General features: G+C 66.5%; 15 protein-coding genes. 12 read left to right on the top strand and 3 right to left on the bottom strand.

What is annotated here, in order from left to right:
* Positions 1 to 138 precede the first annotated feature (138 nt).
* The gene (locus KDG50_14760) at positions 139 to 1,089 is read left to right on the top strand and encodes a PDC sensor domain-containing protein (protein ID MCB1866677.1); all 951 of its coding nucleotides are present in this window, start codon (positions 139 to 141) and stop codon (positions 1,087 to 1,089) included.
* A 36-nt stretch (positions 1,090 to 1,125) separates the two neighbouring features.
* Here the strand turns inward: KDG50_14760 and KDG50_14755 are convergent, their stop codons facing one another.
* Together KDG50_14755 and KDG50_14750 are read right to left on the bottom strand one after the other, a co-directional pair.
* Complete coding sequence (locus tag KDG50_14755; protein MCB1866676.1) at positions 1,126 to 3,039, bottom strand: sulfotransferase; 1,914 nt, start codon at positions 3,037 to 3,039, stop codon at positions 1,126 to 1,128.
* Between the two features lie 17 nt (positions 3,040 to 3,056).
* Positions 3,057 to 4,964, bottom strand: coding sequence for a sulfotransferase (locus KDG50_14750; protein ID MCB1866675.1), 1,908 nt, complete (start codon positions 4,962 to 4,964; stop codon positions 3,057 to 3,059).
* A gap of 77 nt (positions 4,965 to 5,041) precedes the next feature.
* Here KDG50_14750 and miaB point away from each other — a divergent pair, with 77 nt between their 5' ends.
* From miaB to KDG50_14715, 7 genes are all read left to right on the top strand, one after another.
* A complete protein-coding gene (gene miaB / locus KDG50_14745; protein ID MCB1866674.1) occupies positions 5,042 to 6,394 on the top strand; it encodes a tRNA (N6-isopentenyl adenosine(37)-C2)-methylthiotransferase MiaB in 1,353 nt (450 codons plus the stop codon).
* A 25-nt stretch (positions 6,395 to 6,419) separates the two neighbouring features.
* Positions 6,420 to 7,397 carry a PhoH family protein gene (locus KDG50_14740; GenBank protein MCB1866673.1) on the top strand — a complete coding sequence of 326 codons (978 nt, stop codon included), beginning with the start codon at positions 6,420 to 6,422 and terminating at the stop codon, positions 7,395 to 7,397.
* Complete coding sequence (gene ybeY / locus KDG50_14735) at positions 7,394 to 7,855, top strand: rRNA maturation RNase YbeY (GenBank protein ID MCB1866672.1); 462 nt, start codon at positions 7,394 to 7,396, stop codon at positions 7,853 to 7,855. Before KDG50_14740 ends, ybeY begins: the two co-directional genes overlap by 4 nt.
* Before the next feature lie 88 nt (positions 7,856 to 7,943).
* Positions 7,944 to 8,810, top strand: coding sequence for a CBS domain-containing protein (locus tag KDG50_14730; GenBank protein ID MCB1866671.1), 867 nt, complete (start codon positions 7,944 to 7,946; stop codon positions 8,808 to 8,810).
* A complete protein-coding gene (gene lnt, locus KDG50_14725; GenBank protein MCB1866670.1) occupies positions 8,807 to 10,312 on the top strand; it encodes an apolipoprotein N-acyltransferase in 1,506 nt (501 codons plus the stop codon). Before KDG50_14730 ends, lnt begins: the two co-directional genes overlap by 4 nt.
* 61 nt (positions 10,313 to 10,373) lie before the next feature.
* Positions 10,374 to 10,586 (top strand): hypothetical protein, encoded by a 213-nt coding sequence (locus KDG50_14720; GenBank protein MCB1866669.1) that lies wholly within the window; start codon positions 10,374 to 10,376, stop codon positions 10,584 to 10,586.
* 61 nt (positions 10,587 to 10,647) lie between these two features.
* A complete protein-coding gene (locus KDG50_14715) occupies positions 10,648 to 11,505 on the top strand; it encodes a sterol desaturase family protein (GenBank protein MCB1866668.1) in 858 nt (285 codons plus the stop codon).
* A gap of 104 nt (positions 11,506 to 11,609) precedes the next feature.
* On the opposite strand, the gene KDG50_14710 is transcribed toward KDG50_14715, so the two are convergent.
* Positions 11,610 to 12,128, bottom strand: a complete 519-nt coding sequence (locus KDG50_14710) for a zinc ribbon-containing protein (protein ID MCB1866667.1) — start codon at positions 12,126 to 12,128, stop codon at positions 11,610 to 11,612.
* Positions 12,129 to 12,319: 191 nt separating this feature from the next.
* Between KDG50_14710 and KDG50_14705 the strand changes: the two genes are divergently transcribed.
* From KDG50_14705 to KDG50_14690, 4 genes are all read left to right on the top strand, one after another.
* Positions 12,320 to 14,911 carry a leucine--tRNA ligase gene (locus KDG50_14705; protein MCB1866666.1) on the top strand — a complete coding sequence of 864 codons (2,592 nt, stop codon included), beginning with the start codon at positions 12,320 to 12,322 and terminating at the stop codon, positions 14,909 to 14,911.
* Positions 14,912 to 14,922: 11 nt separating this feature from the next.
* Positions 14,923 to 15,417, top strand: coding sequence for a hypothetical protein (locus KDG50_14700; GenBank protein ID MCB1866665.1), 495 nt, complete (start codon positions 14,923 to 14,925; stop codon positions 15,415 to 15,417).
* 134 nt (positions 15,418 to 15,551) lie between these two features.
* Positions 15,552 to 16,649 carry a polyamine ABC transporter substrate-binding protein gene (locus tag KDG50_14695; GenBank protein ID MCB1866664.1) on the top strand — a complete coding sequence of 366 codons (1,098 nt, stop codon included), beginning with the start codon at positions 15,552 to 15,554 and terminating at the stop codon, positions 16,647 to 16,649.
* Positions 16,646 to 17,755, top strand: a complete 1,110-nt coding sequence (locus KDG50_14690; protein MCB1866663.1) for an ABC transporter ATP-binding protein — start codon at positions 16,646 to 16,648, stop codon at positions 17,753 to 17,755. Before KDG50_14695 ends, KDG50_14690 begins: the two co-directional genes overlap by 4 nt.
* Positions 17,756 to 17,784 lie beyond the last annotated feature (29 nt).

Genomic DNA, 17,784 nt, shown 5'->3' with positions numbered 1-17,784 from the left:
TTGCTTGGTTTTTCATGGAACCGCCATGGATCCGGCGTACTCTGAGTGTTCATGCCAGCGGACGGTATGCAAAAGAGACGGGTTGCCTGCAGAAGACCCGCAATAACAACGAACCACCACCACAATACGGGATGGACCATGGAAACGGCTCTAAAGGCCAAGATCAGCGAACAGAGACTCGAGCTGAGGCTCCAGCTCGCGCTATCGATGAGCGTGCTGGCGACCCGCTGTGCCGTCGTGCTCGCGGATCGGATCCAGCTCGATCTCACGCTCGCCAATGGCCTTGCGTTGCTGCCGGATCCGCAGCTCGCCTATGTGGTCGATCCGGGCGGGCGCCAGATCAGCGGCAACGTCGAACCCGACGGGATCGACCCCGACGTCGTTGGCCAGGATCTCTCGGACCGCCCCTACTTGCGTGAGAGCGCGGGGTGCCAGACGCTGTCGCTGTCGGAGGTGTATTTTTCGCGGGTCACACGCCGGGCCTGCATCACCGCGATTCAGCCCGTGGTCCGTGACGGTCGCGTGGTGGCCTGCCTTTGTGCGGACTTCGACCTGCACGCGCTGCCGTCCACTGAACGCATGCCGGTCGAGCGCCCACAGTGGCGCCAGATCAAGGGCGACCCCGCGATCCGCAAGAACCTGTTTCAGCAGGAGCGGGTGTACTCGGCCATGGACGCGCGCATCGATGATGTCTCCGCGCTGGTCTCGCAGCTGATTCGCGAACACGGCGTGTTCCACGCCAAGCTGCATTACTCGAGCTCGCGTGCAACGCTCTGGCAGATCGACGATCCGTTCTGCTATCGCCTGCATGTGCTCGACGAAATACTCGCACCGGATGTCTGTCTGGCGTATCCGCGCCGGCCCTATCACGAGCGGGCGATCGTTCCGCCCGACACCGTGGCGCAGGTGTTCGACCGCATGCGCGATCTACGCGAAGCGGATTCGACGATCTACCTGCGCTCGGCCTCGCTGAACGTCATCAACGGCCTGGTCGGGCTCAATTTTTCCTGTGACGGCTCACACTACATGCCGGCCGCGGAATTTCTCGCCAAGCCGCCCGAATTCTGGTTCGGCTGCACACTGAAGTGAAGCGGTTGCCCGGGGCACCGCCGGCGATTCTCGGCGTCAATCGGCGCTGTAGCCGAATTGCGTGGCGAACGGTCTTAGCTGCTCGAGCACAGCGGCGGGAATCTGCTCGCGATAACGTCGCCAGCGTTCCACGGCGCGGTCGTAGATTGGCTGCGCGACCTGATGGTAGCTGGGTGTGTTGATGCCTCTGCCACTGTGCTGTTCGTGTTCGAGAATGCGCGCATCCCAGTCCAGCCCGAGATATCCGATGAGTTCGCGCATGGTTGCCTCGGGGTCGCTCACCAGTGACTCATAACGGATTTCGTGTATGGCAAGAGGCAGATGCGCCCGGTAGCGCTCCCAGAGTGTGAACACCGTTTCATACAGCTGCGCGGCGGCTTCGATTCCAAAGAAGTACGCCATGGCCGGGATTGGTTCGAAATCCTGAAAAAACCCGCTGAGTACCGCGTCGAATGGATGTCGCAGAACGAGCACGAACCGGGCGTGAGGGAACACGCGTGCAATCAGTGGCACGGCAACGAGGTTCAGCGGTAGTTTGTCGACCACCCTGGCAATCGGGCCGCGTGCATGCTCGCGTGCGCGCTCGAACCAGAGCTCCCGCAGCGTTGCGAGTTCGGTGCGGTCAAGTTCGAGCACATTGACGGGAAACTGGCCGGCGCGCAGTCGCAGGCGTTGCTCAAGGGTGGCCACAAGGTCCGTTTCTTCCAGCACCGTCAGCCCGGGATGGCCGCGCAACAGGTTGTCGAGCAGGGTGGTGCCCGAGCGCGGAAAACCGACGATGAATACGGGTTCGTTGGCGGTTTCGCTGCTGTCCGGCTGCGGCCAGTCACTCAGGCGTTCGGGCGGGAAGGCGCGGGCATACGCAGCAAGGTGTTCGGCATATTCCGTGGTGCGGACCTTGGTGACATCCGCGATCATGGTGTTGCCCGCGCTGGCCATTGCCCAGGCATTTTGTTCGTCGCCAAGCCGGTCAAGAATCGTTGCCAGTTCCAGGCGAATGGACCCGGCTGTGGCGTCTGTCTCGTCGGGATGCAGGTCGACCCAGGTCGAAAGCAAGTCCGCAGCGGGTTCCAGTCCGTCCTCGGAACGCTTCAGGCAGCGCGCCAGAGTCAGGGTTGCCTGGGCGTTGGACGGCTCGATCTCAAGTGCCTGTTCCGCCGCCAAACGCGCCATATCCGGCCGGTTGAGGTGTTCGAGAACGGTGGCTTTCATTGCCAGCGTGTCGGCATGACGCGGAGCAAGGTCCAGGGCGGCGTCGAATGCCGCCAGCGCCGGTTCCAGTCGCTGCAGGTAGAACAACGCCCGTCCAAGGTTGAAGTGGGCCGGTTCCAGCGCCGGATTTGCGCGCACCGCTTCGATCAGCTGATCGGCGGCCTCGCGGTACTGATGTCTGTCCATCAGACCAACTGCAAGGTTTACACGCGCCTGAGCAAGGTTCGGTGCCAGCCCTATCGCTGAACGGTACGCCGCTTCGGCGTTTCTGGATTGCTCCAGAGCCTCAAACGCCCGGCCGAGCGTGTATTGAAACGGCGCGTGGTTCGGGGCCGCCGTGCAGGCGCGTCGGGCGAGTGCCAGCGCCCGCTCGGCCTGATTCCGGCCCAGTTCGGCCTCGGCCAGTCCGTTCAGCGCCTGCGGGTGGTCGGGTGCGAGCGCGAGCGTTCTTGAATAGGCGCTCGCGGCATCATCGAACCGGCCATCAAGCAGCAATGCGTTGGCCAGATTGCCGTGCACTGCAGGGTCGTCCGGGCGCAACGCGGCGAGGCGTTCATAACGGCGGGAGGATTCGGCGTATTCCGCCAGCGCAAGCAGCTGGGCGCCAAGCAGTTGCAGACCGTCCGGATCATCAGGGTGCTCGACCAGAAACTGTTCCAGCGTCATGCGGGCCGCTGTGAACTGACCGTCCTGCCAGAGCGTCCGGGCCTCGAGCAGGCGTTTTGATTCCAGCCCCACCGAGAATCCCGGCCCGTTCAGGGCTCGACCGAGTAGCCGTAGGCCTGGGCGACCGGCGCGATCCGTTCGATGGCCTCGGCCGCGATGTGGTCGCGGTAACGTCGCCAGCGTTCCACGGCGGTGTCGTAGATCGGCTGCGCGACCTGGTGATAGCTCGGGGTCGCGATACCGCGGCCCTTTCGATCACGGTGCGCGAGCACCTGGTCGTCCCATTCCAGATCGAGAAATGCGATCAGCGCTCGCATTTCGCGCTCGGCATCGGCCACCACATCCTCATATCGAACCGCGTGGACTTGCAGTGGCAGTCGGCGTCGATAGCGCTCCCAGAGCTTGAAGACCTGCACGTAAAGCGCGACGGCGGTGTCCAGGTCACGCAGGTGGGCCATCGCCGGATTTGGCGCGAAATCCTGCATCAGCGCGCTGAGGATCGCATCCATCGGGTGGCGCAGCGCCAGCACGAAGCGTGCGCGCGGAAACAGCCTCGCGAGCAGCGGTACGGCGACCAGATTCAGTGGCAGTTTGTCGACGATGATGCCGTCGCGCCGACCAGCGAGTTCGCGCGCACGAACCAGCCAGTCCCTGCGCAGCTTGTCGAGTTCGCTGGACTCCAGCGACAGGACATTGGTCGGAAACTCGCCGGGCTGATCCCACAGCCGCCGTTCGGTTGCGTGTTTGAGGTCGGTTTCCTCCAGTACCGCCAGCGCCGGGTGACCGCGCAGCAGGCTGTCGAGGAGTGTGGTGCCCGAGCGTGGGAATCCGACGATGAAGACCGGCGCCTCGGGATAGTCGTCGTCGTCCGGCCACTCGGCAAGACGTTCCTCGCTGAACGCCTGTTCGTACGCGCTGACGTAGGCGCGGTAGGTCTCGCGATCACGCTCGCCGTTGAGGTCCAGCATGGTGTTGCCGTCCGTCATCAGCGACCAGGCCTGGTCCGTTTCTCCGGCTGCGTCGAGCAGACTCGCGAGCAGCAGTCGCGCCGAGCCACCGTCGGCGCTTGGCTCGGGATGATTGCTGATCCAGCCGCGCAGCAGCTCGACGGCGCGTGGGGCCGTGTCGGGTGACCGGCGCAGCGTTCGGGCGAGTGTCAGGGTCGCTGACGTCTGCCCTGGATCGAGCGTGAGCGCGCTTTCGGCGCTTGCGCGCGCCTCGTCGGAGCGATTGATCTGCTCGAGCACAGCGGCGATCTGTGCATGCGTGCGCGCAGCCGCGGGGTTGAGTTCCAGTGCGGCTGAATACGCGCCCAGGGCGGCGTCGTATTTCTGGCGTCGCCGCAGTACGTTGCCGAGGTTGTAGTGCGCGCCTTCGTGGCGCGGGTTGATCCGCACTGCTTCGCGCAGGCGGGCCTCGGCTTCGGCGTCCTGCCCTCGCGCAAGCAGCAGCGCCCCGAGGTTGACATGGGCGTCCGCGAATCCCGGGCCGCAGGCGACGGCACGGCGCAGGGTGGCCTCGGCCTCGGCCGTACGCCCGAGCGCGATCTGTGCCCTCGCCAGGTTGTAGTGCGCCGACGCAAGGGTCGGCGACGCCTTGACCGCACGCTCGCCAAACGCCAGCGCGCTCTGCGGGTCGCCCATGCCAAGGTGTGCCGCGGCCAGACCGTCGAGCGCGAGCGGGTGCTCGGGCGCGTGCGCCAGAACCTCGGTGTAGGCATCGACCGCCTCGCCGAATGCGCCCGTGAACAGCAGCACGTTGCCGAGATTCCCCCTAAGGCCGGCATCCTCGGGATGCTGGGCGGCGAGCACGCGATAGTGTCCGATCGCCTCGGGCATCGCGCCGGTGCGCACCAGCAGGTCGGCCAGCAACTGGCGCGCACTCGTGTCATCAGGCGACTGGGCGAGCGTTTTTTCCAGGGTGGTACGTGCGGTCTTGAGGGATCCGTTTCGGATCAGGGTCTGCGCCTCGCGCAGGCCGTTGGAGGGGGTCGTCATGGGGTGTGCTGCAGGATTCGGGACAAAAAAGGGATAATCGAAGGGTACTGGACCCACGCGAACCTTGCATCCGCCCCATGGCCGACAAGCTTTTTGTCCTGACGCACGGCTGTCAGATGAACGAATACGACTCCTCGCGCATGGCCGATCTGCTGGTCAGCGCGCGCGGGGTGGAGTGCGTCGACTGTGCCGAGGACGCCGACATCCTGCTCCTGAACACCTGCTCGATTCGTGAAAAGGCGCAGGAGAAGGTGTTCTCGCAGCTCGGCCGCTGGAAGCTGCTCAAACAGCAGCGACCGGCCCTGATCATCGGCGTCGGCGGCTGCGTGGCGAGCCAGGAGGGCGAGGCCCTGCGGGCGCGGGCACCGTACGTGGATATCGTCTTCGGCCCGCAGACGCTGCACCGGCTGCCGGAGCTGGTCGAGTCCGTGCGCCGGGCGCGGCGCCCGGCCATCGACGTGCGCTTTCCCGAGATCGAGAAGTTCGACCACCTGCCGGCGCCGCGTGCCGACGGTCCGCGGGCCTTCGTTTCGGTCATGGAAGGCTGCTCGCGCTACTGCACCTTCTGCGTCGTTCCGTACACGCGCGGCGAGGAGGTCTCGCGACCGGTCGAGAGCGTCGTCACCGAATGCGCGCAGCTGGCCCGCCAGGGCGTGCGCGAAGTCACCCTGCTCGGCCAGAACGTGAACGCCTATGCGGGTCCCATGGACGACGGCGCCCAGGCGGATCTGGCGCTGCTGATCCGCTATGTCGCACGGATTCCCGGCATCGAGCGCATTCGCTTCACGACCTCGCATCCGGCCGAACTCTCCGACGAACTGATCGATGCGTTCGCCGAGGTCGAGAGCCTGGTGGGCTTTCTGCACCTGCCGGTGCAGAGCGGTTCGGACCGGGTGCTCGCCGCGATGAAGCGCGGCCACGACGCGGCCTACTACCGCGAGCGCATCGCGCGCCTGCGCGAAGCACGCCCGGGGATCAGCATCTCCTCGGATTTCATCGTCGGCTTTCCCGGCGAAACCGACGCGGATTTCGAGGCCACCATGGCCCTGATCGAAGAGATCGGTTTCGACCAGAGCTTCAGCTTCATCTACTCGGCGCGTCCGGGTACGCCGGCCGCGGCGCTGCCCGATGACGTGCCGATCGAGGTCAAGAAGGCACGGCTCGCGCGCCTGCAGGCGCGTATCGACGCATTCGCGGCGGACATCAGTGCGGCCATGGTCGGCAGCGTAGAGCGGGTGCTGGTCGACGGCCCTTCGCGCAAGGACCCGCTGATGCTCGCCGGCCGTACCGGCAACAACCGGGTCGTGAACTTCGCCGGTGATCCCTCGCTGATCGGCGAATTCGTCGAGGTGCGCATCACCGAGGCCCTGCCCAACTCCCTGCGCGGCCGCCTGGCCGGACCGGTCTCCAGCGTGCGTGCCTGTGCCTGAGGTCGCCGCCGGCGAGGCCCGTGCGCTGCGCCTGCGGCTCGAACCCGAGGACAACGAGCGGCTGTCGAATCTCTGCGGGCAGCTCGATGAGCACCTGCGCCAGATCGAACGGCGTCTGGGCGTCGAGATCAACAATCGCGGCCACGACTTCACGATTCTCGGCAATCCCGCCGACGTGGCGACCGCGGCCGAGCTGCTGAAGTCGCTGTACGAGACCGCGCGGGCCGAGCCCCTGACGCCGGCGCGCATACACCTGTTTCTGCAGGAATCCGGGCTGAACGACATCGCGCGCGCGCCGGCCGGCGACCCCGCGACGATCCGCACCCGCAGCGGCGTCGTTCGTCCGCGCGGGCCGCAGCAGCGCGCCTATGTCGAGAGCATCCGGCGCGGCGACCTGAACTTCGGCATCGGGCCGGCCGGCACCGGCAAGACCTATCTCGCCGTGGCCTGCGCCGTGGACGCGCTCGAGCGCGACCGCGTGCGTCGTCTGGTGCTGACACGTCCCGCGGTCGAAGCGGGCGAACGGCTGGGGTTCCTGCCCGGCGATCTCGCGCAGAAGATCGACCCGTACCTGCGCCCGCTGTATGACGCACTTTACGAAATGCTCGGCTTCGAGCGTGTTGCAAAACTCATCGATCGCAATGTCATCGAGATCGCGCCGCTGGCCTACATGCGCGGACGGACCCTCAACGATGCGTTCATCATCCTCGATGAGGCCCAGAACGCCACGACCGAGCAGATGAAGATGTTCCTGACCCGCATCGGCTTTGGTTCGACCGCCGTCGTGACGGGCGACATCACCCAGATCGACCTGCCACAGGCGAGCCGTTCGGGGCTGCGTGAAGTCACGCGCGTGTTGCGCGAGGTGCCTGGCATCTCGTTCACGTTTTTCACTTCGTCGGACGTCGTGCGTCACCCATTGGTGCAGAAGATCGTGGACGCCTACGACGCGTGGGACGCACGCGCATCCGCAACCCCGCCCGACGCCGGGCAGGACACTTGAATCGCATCTGGGTACAACGTGCCACGCGCGGCGGCGACATCCCGCTTGCGCCGCTGCTGCGCGCCTGGGCGCAGGCGGCGCTCCGCCGTGTCGACGTGCCGGGCGAAGTCACCATCCGCATCGTCAACGAGCGTGAAGGCGCGGCGCTGAACCGCGACTGGCGCGGGCGCGACTACGCGACCAACGTGCTGTCGTTTCCACTCGGCGATGCCGATTCCGGGCCGGATGCGCCGCTCGGCGATCTCGTCGTCTGCGCCCCGGTCGTCGCGCGCGAAGCGGCCGAACAGGGCAAGCCCGTCGACGCGCACTGGGCGCACATGGTCGTCCATGGCGCGTTGCATCTGGCCGGACTCGACCACGAGCGCGACGACGAGGCCGAGGCCATGGAGGCGCTTGAAGCGGAAATCCTGGCCGGTTTAGGCTTCTCCGATCCTTACGAGCCACGCGAGGTGGCATGAGTCCCGATGGCCCTATAGGCCCGCCGCCCGGCGGGGCTGAGTTCGCAACGGCGGCCGGCGTCGCCCGACCCCGCGCCGGATGATCCGCATGCGCAAAGGATCGCGTCCCGGCGAAAAGGCCGGCTGGTATCAGCGGCTGCGCCGGGCGCTGCTCGGGATTCCTGGCGATCGCGAGGAACTCGTCACGGTCCTGCGCGGCGCGCGCGAGCGCGAGCTGATCGACGGCGAGGCGCTCGCGATGATCGAGGGCGTGCTGCATGTCTCGGAGATGCAGGTGCGCGATGTCATGATCCCGCGCGCGCAGATCGTTGCGGTCGGACGCGACGACCCGCTGGAAACCATTCTTGAAGCGGTGATCGAGTCGGCGCATTCGCGCTTCCCGGTGCTCGGTGACGATCGCGCGCGGGTCGTCGGCATCGTGCTCGCCAAGGACCTGCTCGGCTTCAGTGCGGCCGGCAACGAGCGCTTCGACATGAGGCAGATCCTCAGGCCCGCCGTGTTCGTGCCCGAGGCCAAGCGACTGAACGTCCTGCTCAAGGAATTCCGCGCGAATCGCAATCACATGGCGATCGTGGTCGATGAGTTCGGCGCGGCTTCCGGTCTGGTCACGATCGAAGACGTGCTCGAACAGATCGTCGGCGATATAGAGGACGAGTACGACTTCGACGAGGATACGGACATCCTCAAACTGGATTCGACGCTGTTCACGGTCAAGGCGGCAACGCCGCTCGAGGATTTCAACGATTACTTCGATGCGGCGTTCGATGCCAACGAGGTCGACACCATCGGCGGACTCGTGGTCAAACAGCTGGGCCATGTGCCCAAGCGTGGCGAGCAGATCACCGTAGACCGCTTCCGCATCGAGGTGCTGCGCGCCGATGCGCGCCGAATCCACCTGCTGCGTATCGAGGCACCGCCGCCGCTCGAAGACGCCGGTCCCGGCGACAGCGCATGAACCAGGCTGCGTCGGGCGCGCGCCGGCGCGCCTGGCTCGCGTTTGCGTTCGCACCGGTCTCGGGCGCCGCGTCGGTGCTTGCATTCGCGCCGTTCGAGTGGCGCTGGTTTGCACCGGCGGCCCTGGCCGCGCTGTTTGTGCTCGCATGGTCCGCGCGCGGACGTCGCGCTTTCGCACTCGGCTACGGATTCGGCCTTGGCCAGTTCGGTGCCGGCGTGTCCTGGGTCGTGGTCTCTGTCGATCAGTTCGGCAATGTCGGCACGCCGCTGGCAGTCGTGATCACGGCGGCGTTTGTTGCGTTGTTGGCGGTGTTTCCGGCGCTTGCGCTATGGCTGGGCGCGCGCGCGGCACCGGGCGCGTCACGCGTGGTCGCCTTCGCGGGTGCGTGGCTGCTGATCGAGTGGCTGCGCGGCTGGGCGCTGACCGGGTTTCCGTGGCTGAGTCTTGGCTATTCGCAGGTCGATGCCGGTCTCGCGGGGCTGGCGCCCGTCGGCGGCGTGTATCTGATCGGTCTCGCGCTTGCCTTTGCCGCGGCGGCGCTGGCGGGCGCACTGCGCGAGCGCTCGGTTGTATACGTAACGTTGCTCTTAGGCGCGGCACTTGTGTGGCCGGCCGCGCATTTCTCGGCGCGCATGCAGTGGACACAGCCGGTGGATGGGCCGTTTCGGGTCGCCGCGGTTCAGGGCGCGATTGCGCAGGAACAAAAGTGGCTGCCGACGCAGCGCTGGAAGACGCTGGCGCTGTATTCCCGACTGAGCCGGGATGCCGGCGCGGCCGATCTGGTGGTCTGGCCGGAGACGGCCGTTCCGGCATTCTTTGAATCGGTCGCCGACGAATGGCTGCGTCCGCTCGCCGCGGAACTGGCGGGGCAGGGCACGACACTGGTCGTGGGTGTGCCGTATGAGCCGGGGCGCGAATATTTCAACGCGCTGGTGAGTTTTGCCGGCGGCGGCGAGCAGGTCTACGCGAAACGCCATCTCGTGCCGTTTGGCGAATATCTGCCGTTCGACGCATGGTTGCGGCCGCTGCTGACTTGGTTGGAGATTCCGATGTCGCGGTTCAGCGCCGGCCCGGATGAACCGCCCCTGCTCGACGTGGGCCGCTACCAGGCCGCGGCGAGCATCTGCTACGAGGATGCGTTCGGGCGGGAGACCCGCGCGGCACTGCCGCAGGCGCGGTTTCTGCTCAATGCGTCCAACGACGCATGGTTTGGTGATTCCCTGGCCCCGCATCAGCACCTGGAAATCGCCCGCATGCGCTCGCTGGAAACCGGGCGCTGGATGTTGCGCGCAACGAACACCGGCATCAGTGCGGTGATCGACGCCGACGGTCGTGTCAGCGTGCGTTCGCCGCAGTTCGCCGAGCATGTCTTGATCGCCGACCTCCAGCCCCGGGCCGGCGCGACGCCCTATGTGCGGTTCGGCGACTGGCCGGCGGTACTGATCGCGTTGGTGTCGTTTCTGTTCGGGCGACCGTGGCGGCGCACGCATTCAGCCCAATGACAGGGGGCGCTCGCCGGTCCGGCCGATCGGGAATTTGAATCGAAAACCAGCATCTGACAAGATGGCCGGCGCGCGGAATCCCAAGGATTTTTGGAGATCGATCATGCAAATGTTCAAGTCTGTTGTTGCGGTGGCGGCTGCACTGGTTTCTGGTTCGGCCCTGGCTGGCCTGCCGCCGACCTCGGTACCGATTGACTCGCCCTGGGCACTGGGCGGTCTTGCGGTCGTTGCGGCGGTCGCGGCGGCTCGCGTGCTGAAGAGTCGCAAGCGCTGACAGAAGTCCCGGGCACGGTGGCCGCAACGGTCACCGTGCCCGTTTCGATCGAATCCCGCCGGTGGAAGCGTTCCTTCTGGAACACGAGGGCGAGATCATCCTCGCCGCCATGGTGTTCGGCTTCGTGGTGGTCGCGCTGGCGGAATCCACCGTTCCCCGACGAAACATCACCGCCACGCTGGGCTGGCGCTGGCTCAATAATCTGGGCCTTACGCTGGTCAGCATTCTCGCCGCCGACTGGGTCAAACTCGCCCTGATTCTGTCCACCGCCTGGTGGGTGGACCAGCAGCAGTTCGGATTGCTGCAATGGTGGGAACCCGGCGCGGTTGCCTCGCTGATCGTCACCTTTCTGGTGATGGACCTGACGCTGTATCTCTATCACCGATGGATGCACCGTTCGCCGCTGCTGTGGCGGTTGCATGCCGTGCATCACAGCGATACGGAATTCGATGTCACGCTGACCTATCGCTCGCACCCGCTGGTGGTGCTGGTCATGGCGCTGTTGCGACTGCCGGTCGTGGTGGCGCTGGGCGCGCCGCTGTGGGCGCTGATTCTGTACGAGGCGTTCGGCGTGCTGCACGACCTGTTCAGTCACGCCAACGTGCGGATTCCGGAAAAGATCGAGCGTTGGCTCCGGTATTTCATCGTGACACCGGATTTCCACCGCCTGCACCATTCCAGTGATCGGCGCTATACCGACAGCAACTATGGGCAGAACTTTCCCTGGTTCGACCATCTGTTCGGCACCGCGCGCCAGCGCCCGTTTCAGGATCACGAAAGCATGGAGATCGGTCTGGAACGCTTTCGCGACCGCCGCGACACGCGGCTGGACCAGATGCTGCTGATGCCGTTTCGTGGCGAGCGATTTCGTGCACCGGCACCGCCAAGGCCGATCGGCGCGGTCGTTACTACGGATTGACCGGCTGCTGAAATTCTCTTTTCAACGGCCTGTGAGCAACCGAAAACCGCGCTTTTCGGTTGCGACGTTGATAAGGCCGTGGATGGACCTTTTTCAATAGGCTGCTAAGGCTCCTCGCGCTGGAACTCCGTACCGTCGCATTGCGGGCAATGCGGCACCGGACCGGCTGCACGCAGCGTGACATGCGCACCGCAGTTCTCGCAGGTCAGTCGACCGGGGCCGGTGATCTCGCCGGTGTGATAGTGGCTCGCGCGTTCGGCCCACTGGCCCAGCACCACACGGCTGGTGTCGGTCGCCAGCGCGAACCAGTCCATGAACCGCGCCTCGACCTGCTCGATGTCGAAGCGCAGCCAGTCGCGCAGTTCGTTGCCGGTGCGCTGCTGGAACTCCGCGGCGTGTTCCACGTCCCGGTGTACCCAGTGCGAGACCTTCTCGGCCTCCTCGCGGGTGATCTCGCCGAACTCGACCGCGGCCTCGCGCGCATCGGCCAGCAGGCGCTTGAGTGTGGGCAGGGTCTCGTGCCCGGCCTTGTCGATCGCGCTGGAGACGTGTTCGAGCATGCGCTCGTAGGCGTCGGTCAGGCGTTTCATGCGCTCGTGGTGCTGCGGTTCGTTCTCGCTCATGTGGACCTCCCGGGGCGACTGGTCCCGATCATAGATCAAGCGGCCGCGTGCCACGCACGTCGGGGTCAAGGAAATCGCGGATTTCGGCGTTCGCGCCGGGTCGTTCAGGCCCGCGCGATACGGCAGGCGGCGGGTCATTTGCGGTAAGCTTCGCGGCCTTTCAGCGCCGCGCCGATCCAGAACAATCCCCCATGGAGCCGATCTACGACCCCGCGCGCATCGAGGCCGATGCGCAACGTCACTGGGATGAACAGGGCCGCTTCCGCGCCAGCGAGGACCCGGACCGGGAGAAGTTCTACTGCCTGTCCATGTTCCCGTACCCGAGCGGACGGCTGCACATGGGCCATGTGCGCAACTACACCATTGGCGACGTGATCACGCGCCGCCAGCGCATGCTCGGCAAGAACGTCCTGCAGCCGATGGGCTGGGATGCCTTCGGGCTGCCGGCCGAAAACGCCGCCATCGCCAACGGCGTGCCGCCCGCGAAATGGACCTGGGACAACATCGACTACATGCGCGGCCAGTTGCGCGCGCTCGGTTTCGGCATCGACTGGTCGCGCGAACTCGCGACCTGCCAGCCCGACTACTATCACTGGAACCAGTGGCTGTTCCTGCGCATGCTCGAAAGCGGCATCGCCTATCAGAAGACCGGTGTCGTGAACTGGGACCCGGTCGACCAGACCGTGCTCGCGAACGAGCAGGTCATCGACGGCCGCGGCTGGCGCACCGGCGCGCCGGTCGAAAAGCGCGAGATCCCGATGTACTACCTCGCGATCACGCGCTATGCGGACGAACTGCTCGACGGGCTCGAGCAGCTGCCGGAATGGCCCGAGCGCGTGCGCGCGATGCAGGCGAACTGGATCGGCCGCAGCGAGGGCGTGCGCTTCGCGTTCCCCTATGAGCTGGATGGCGAGCCCGGCCAGCTGTGGGTGTTCACGACCCGCGCCGACACCATCATGGGCGTGACCTTCTGCGCGGTCGCGGCCGAACACCCGCTCGCCGAGCGCGCGGCGCGCGACAATCCGCAACTCGCCGCCTTCATCGCCGAGTGCCGGCACGGTTCAGTCATGGAGGCCGATCTCGCGACGATCGAGAAAAAGGGCATGCCCACGGGCATCTCCGTGACCCATCCGCTGACCGGTGCCGAGGTTCCCGTGTGGGTCGGTAACTACGTGCTCATGGGTTACGGCGAAGGGGCGGTCATGGCCGTGCCCGCGCACGACGAGCGCGACTTTCATTTCGCGCAGCGCTATGGCCTGCCGATCCAGCAGGTCATCGCGGTGGACGGCGAGACGTTCTCGACCGAGGCCTGGCAGGACTGGTACGCGGACAAGACGCGCGGTCGCTGCGTGAACTCCGGCGCGTACGACGGGCTCGATTACGCAGCCGCCGTCGATGCCATCGCGGCGAGCCTCGCCGGTCACGGTCTCGGCGACCGACAGCGGCAGTACCGGCTGCGTGACTGGGGCATCTCGCGGCAGCGTTACTGGGGTTGCCCGATCCCGCTGGTGCACTGCGAGACCTGCGGCGTGGTGCCGGTGCCGGGCAGCGAGCTGCCGGTCGTGCTGCCCGAGGACTGCGTGCCTGACGGCAGCGGCAATCCGCTGCGCACGCGCGAGGACTTCATCAACACCGAATGCCCGAAGTGCGGCGCGCCGGCACGGCGCGAGACCGACACCATGGACACCTTCGTGGATTCGTCCTGGTACTACGCGCGCTATTGCAGCCCGAAGGCGGACGCCGCGCCCGTGGACGCCGGCGCCCGGTATTGGATGCCGGTCGACCAGTACATCGGCGGCATCGAACACGCGATCCTGCACCTGCTGTATTCGCGCTTCTGGAGCCGCGTCATGCGCGACACCGGGCTGGTCGAATACGACGAGCCGTTTGTGCGCCTGCTGACCCAGGGCATGGTGCTCAACCACATCTTCAAGCGTCGCACCGAGAAGGGCGGCGTGGTGTATTTCGCGCCGGACGAGGTCGAACTCACGCGCGATGCGGCCGGCAACGTCACCGCCGCGACCAGCAAGGCCGACGGCCGGCCGGTCGATTACGACGGCATCGGCACCATGTCGAAATCCAAGCGCAACGGCATCGATCCGCAGTCGCTGGTCGAGCGCTACGGCGCCGATACCGTGCGCCTGTACATGATGTTCACCGCGCCGCCGGAGCAGACGCTGGAGTGGAGCGATGCCGGCGTCGAGGGTGCGCACCGGTTTCTGAAACGCCTGTGGGCGCTGGCCGCCGAGCGTCGCACGGCGTTCTACGGCCGGCCTGCGGCGGCGAACGGCGCCAATGCCGATGCGCGCTTCGAGATTCACAGCGCGCTGAAAAAGGCGAACTTCGACTACGAGCGCAACCAGTTCAACACGGTCGTGTCGACCTGCATGACCATCGTCAACACGCTCTACAAACTCGGCGACCAACCCGCCGACGAGGCGACCCTGGTCGAGGGCATGGGCGTCGTGCTGCGCCTGCTGGCGCCGATCGCGCCGCACGTTGCACACGAGCTGTGGCGCGAACTCGGCTACGGCGACGAGGTGCTGGATGCCGGCTGGCCGGAGGTCGATCCGCGCGCCCTGGTGCGCGACACGAAGCGGATCGTGCTGATGGTCAACGGCAAGAAGCGCGGCGAGACCGAGGCCCCGTCGGACGCCGACCAGTCCGAACTCGAGGCCATCGCCCGGGCGCATCCGGACGTACGCCGCTTCACCGCGGGCCGCTCGATTCGCAAAGCCGTGGTCGTTCCGGGCAAACTGGTCAATCTCGTGGTTTCGGACTGACGGGTAGCCCGATGCGTTTTTCCAAGCGGATTGCCTCAGCGACGATCTTGGCCGGCCTGTTTCTGCTCGCAGGCTGCGGTTTTCACCTGCGCGGTGACGAGCCCCTGCCGGCCTCGCTCGGCACGGTCGCGGTCGTCGGCGATGCCTTCGACCCGCTCGTCCAGGGCCTGCGCCGTCAGCTCGAGGCGGCCGGGGCGCGGGTCGTCGACGACGGCTCGGGTTCCGCGCTGCGGCTGCTGAATTCACGCTTCGAGCGGCGCACGCTCTCGGTCGGTGCCGACGGGCGGGTGCGCGAGCGCGAGCTGACCCTGTCCGCCCGTTTCGATCTGCGGTCCGCCGCCGGCGGGACGCTGATCGAGTCGCAGGAACTCCAGGTCGTCCGCGAACAGCTTTACGACGAGACCCAGGTCGTCGGCCGCGCCGAGGAAGAGACCTTTGTGCGCCGCGAGATGGAGCGCGACCTGGTCGCCGCCATCCTGCGCCGGATTCGCGCGCAGGGCGGCTGACTGCGGCGTATGATTTGCCGCGCGGGACGGTTGTTCGACCTTCCCCCGCGCGCTGTCTGGATTGCTGCCCCTTCCCTCGGGCGGTCGGCATGGCGCGAGTCCCGGGATTCCCTTTTCTCAGAGGTCGTCGATTCATGAAATCGCTGCGTGGTTGCCTCATTGCCGTCGCGTTGTTTGCGGCGGCACCGCTGCGGGCCGCGGAAGAGCCCGTTCTGAACGTCTTCAACTGGAGCGATTACATCGCGACCGACGTGCTCGAGGAGTTCTCCGCGGAGACTGGCATCAAGGTCGTGTACGACGTCTACGACAGCAACGAGATCCTCGAGGCCAAGCTGCTTGCCGGCAACAGCGGCTATGACGTGGTGTTCCCGACCGACCGGCCGTTTGCCGCCCGCCATCTGCAGGCGAAGCTCTACCGCGCCCTCGACAAGTCGAAGTTCACGCAGTACGCCAACCTCGACGCGAACATCATGAAGCAGCTCTCGGGCATCGACCCGGGCAATGCGCACCTGGTGCCGTACATGTGGAGTTCCACGGGCCTCGGCTATAACGTCGCGAAGGTCAAGGCGGCACTTGGCGACACGCCGATGCCGATGGGCTGGGGGCTGATCTTCGATCCCGCGGTTTCGTCTAAGCTCGGCGCATGCGGCATCAGTGTGCTGGATGACTCGACCGAGGGGCTGGCCGGTGCGCTGTTTTATGCCGGCAAGAACCCGGATTCCAGCACCAGCGCGGACATGGGTGTCGCCGAGAAGACATTCGCGGCCGTGCGCAAGAACATCCGCTATTTCCATTCCTCGCAGTACATCAACGATCTCGCCAATGGCGATCTGTGCATCGCGCACGGCTATTCCGGCGACATCCTGCAGGCCCGCGATCGTGCCGTCGAGGCCAACAACGGCAACGAGATTCGCTATCTGGTGCCCGCCCAGGGCGCGTTGCTCGCCAATGACGTGATGGCAATCCCGGCCGATGCGCCGCATCCGGACAATGCGCACCGGTTCATCGATTTCCTGATGCGCCCGAAGGTCATTGCGCGGATCACCGACGAGGTGGTCTACCCGAGCGCGAATGCCGCGGCACTGGAATTCGTTTCGGCCGAGGTGCGTGACGATCCCAGCGTCTATCCGCCCGCGGAGGTGCGCGCGAAGCTGCATTCGCCGGCCGAACAGAGCGGCGCCCAGCAACGCACGCGCTCGCGGGTGTGGACCCGCATCAAGGCCGGACGTTGAGCGATGGCGGCGGCGTATCCGCGCCGCTGGTCGAAATCGAGTCGGTCACCAAGCGTTATGGATCGACGCTGGCGCTCGATTCGGTATCCCTGAACATCGGGCAGGGCGAGTTCTTCGCCCTGCTCGGCGCCTCCGGCAGCGGCAAGACCACACTGCTGCGTCTGCTCGCGGGGCTGGAGCGGCCGGAATCCGGCCGCATCCGCATCGGCGGGCAGGATGTCACGGACCTGCCGGCCCACCGCCGGCCGGTGCATACGATGTTCCAGTCCTATGCGCTGTTTCCGCATCTGAGTGTGGCGGACAACATCGCGTTCGGCCTGCGCCAGCGCGGCATGGAGCGCGCGCAGATCCGCACACGCGTCGACGAGATGCTCGAACTCGTGCACATGGCGGAATTCGGCCGGCGCCGTCCCGATCAGCTCTCCGGTGGTCAGCGCCAGCGTGTGGCACTGGCGCGCGCGCTGGCGCCGCGACCGAAACTGCTGCTGCTCGACGAACCGTTGGCCGCGCTCGACCGCCGGCTGCGCGAGCACACGCGCTTCGAGCTTGCCGCGATCCAGCGCCGGCTGGACATGACCTTCATCATGGTCACCCACGATCAGGACGAGGCGCTCACGCTCGCCGGCCGGGTCGGCGTGATGGCGGAAGGTCAGCTGTGGCAGGTCGCCCCGCCCGAGGAAGTCTATGAACGGCCCGCGAACCGGTTGGTCGCGGGCTTTGTCGGCAGCAGCAATCGTTTCGATGGCCGCGTGCTGGCGCAGTCGAAGGGGGTCGCCGAGATCCAGTGCGACGGCTTCGCGCGTTCCGTGCGGGCGCCGGTCGACGACAGCGTTGCCGCCGGCAGCGCCGTCAGCGTGGTCGTGCGCCCGGAACGCATGCTGGTCAGCGAGGCGGAGCCGGTGGACCTCGCGAACCGCGCGCACGGCGAGCTCGCGGAGGTCCAGTATCTCGGCGATGTCTCGATCCTGCACCTGGACCTCGCCGGCGGGCAGCGCGTACTCGCCCAGCGCACGAATGCGGGCGTCGCCGCGGGCGGACTGCCGCGGCGCGGCGAGGCGCTCTGGATCGGCTGGCATATTCACGACGGGCGGGTGCTGACCCGGTGAGGGCCGCCGGCCCGCGTCCCGGCTGGCTG

The sequence above is a fragment of the Chromatiales bacterium genome (assembly GCA_020445605.1).
GTDB lineage: Bacteria > Pseudomonadota > Gammaproteobacteria > JAGRGH01 > JAGRGH01 > JAGRGH01.
The sequence above is the reverse complement of the archived record's forward strand: the minus strand, read 5'-3'. Positions and strand labels throughout refer to the sequence as shown.

Bases quoted from the DNA above. Each gene is read 5' to 3' on its own strand.
- KDG50_14760 (MCB1866677.1), top strand. From the start codon at position 139: ATGGAAACGGCTCTAAAGGCCAAGATCAGCGAACAGAGACTCGAGCTG.
- KDG50_14750 (MCB1866675.1), bottom strand. From the start codon at position 4,964: ATGACGACCCCCTCCAACGGCCTGCGCGAGGCGCAGACCCTGATCCGA.
- miaB (MCB1866674.1), top strand. From the start codon at position 5,042: ATGGCCGACAAGCTTTTTGTCCTGACGCACGGCTGTCAGATGAACGAA.
- KDG50_14730 (MCB1866671.1), top strand. From the start codon at position 7,944: ATGCGCAAAGGATCGCGTCCCGGCGAAAAGGCCGGCTGGTATCAGCGG.
- lnt (MCB1866670.1), top strand. From the start codon at position 8,807: ATGAACCAGGCTGCGTCGGGCGCGCGCCGGCGCGCCTGGCTCGCGTTT.
- KDG50_14720 (MCB1866669.1), top strand. From the start codon at position 10,374: ATGGCCGGCGCGCGGAATCCCAAGGATTTTTGGAGATCGATCATGCAA.
- KDG50_14710 (MCB1866667.1), bottom strand. From the start codon at position 12,128: ATGAGCGAGAACGAACCGCAGCACCACGAGCGCATGAAACGCCTGACC.
- KDG50_14705 (MCB1866666.1), top strand. From the start codon at position 12,320: ATGGAGCCGATCTACGACCCCGCGCGCATCGAGGCCGATGCGCAACGT.
- KDG50_14700 (MCB1866665.1), top strand. From the start codon at position 14,923: ATGCGTTTTTCCAAGCGGATTGCCTCAGCGACGATCTTGGCCGGCCTG.
- KDG50_14695 (MCB1866664.1), top strand. From the start codon at position 15,552: ATGAAATCGCTGCGTGGTTGCCTCATTGCCGTCGCGTTGTTTGCGGCG.